We start from the raw sequence: 891 nt of genomic DNA, 5'->3' as shown, positions 1-891 counted from the left end.
GTGCCGGGCCGGTATCGGCGTGGCGGCGGGACAAGTTGTGGCCGGGAACGTCGGCGCCAGGGAACGCTTCGAATACACCGTGATCGGCGGTCCGGTCAACGAGGCGGCCCGCCTGTGCGAGCTCGCCAAGTCGTATCCGGGCCTACTGCTGGCGGCGGCCGACGCGCTGGAAGGCGTCAGCGAGAAGGAGCGCGCCCGTTGGTCTTTGGGAGAGACCGTGACCCTCCGCGGCCACGAGCAACCCACCCGGCTCGCGATGCCCGCCGACCCGCCGGCCTGATCCGATTGATTTCAGACCCGAGTGGGTAAGGGGTTTAAGGACATTGCCCCTCTAGAGATTGGTGTTGACATGACCGGAAGTGGAACTGTCCGCCGTGTTTCCGTGGCCGCGGGCATCGCCGCGGCGATCGCCCTGAGTTCGCTTACCGCGGGATGCAGCTCGAACAACAACAACAAGAACCCAACGACTTCGACCGTCACCACCACCGTCACGACGCCCGCGAGTGTCACCACGACGGCACCGGCGGCAACGACTCCCGCCGGACCGGGCGGCGGCGGCCCCGAGACCGGACCCGGTGGCGCCACGACCGCCGGACCGGGCGGTTCCGGCGCGGGCGCCGGTCCCGGCGGGGCGAGTGCGGGTGTGCCGGGCGCCGGGGCTTCCGCCGGACCCGGCGGCGCGGGCGCCTGCGCCGGCGGCGTTTGCGTCGGAACTCCTCCCAGCCCGTAACCCTCGAGCTGCGGCACCGGCCGGGTCACCGGCCGGTGGCCGTGGCTGCGACGATGCGCCGTTTGATGCGGGGCCGCTGTCCGCCAGGGCTCCTGACCCGTCCCCACTACGATGTCGTTTTTCCGCCAGTTTTGTCGGCGGGCGGGTGTAAGTCTTGAAGC

2 protein-coding genes are annotated in these 891 nt (G+C 70.7%); both read left to right on the top strand.

Annotation, left to right across the window (positions count from 1 at the left end; translation table 11 throughout):
• Positions 1–280: adenylate/guanylate cyclase domain-containing protein (locus tag A5781_RS14650; RefSeq protein WP_304441375.1), on the top strand; the 280-nt coding region annotated here is incomplete at its 5' end.
• Between the two features lie 69 nt (positions 281–349).
• The gene (locus tag A5781_RS14645; protein ID WP_067207242.1) at positions 350–730 is read left to right on the top strand and encodes a hypothetical protein; all 381 of its coding nucleotides are present in this window, start codon (positions 350–352) and stop codon (positions 728–730) included.
• The last annotated feature ends 161 nt before the right edge of the window (positions 731–891 follow it).

The organism is Mycobacterium sp. 852002-30065_SCH5024008 (genome assembly GCF_001665645.1).
GTDB classification, from domain to species: domain Bacteria; phylum Actinomycetota; class Actinomycetes; order Mycobacteriales; family Mycobacteriaceae; genus Mycobacterium; species Mycobacterium paraffinicum.
This window is presented reverse-complemented; position numbering and strand designations above follow the sequence as displayed.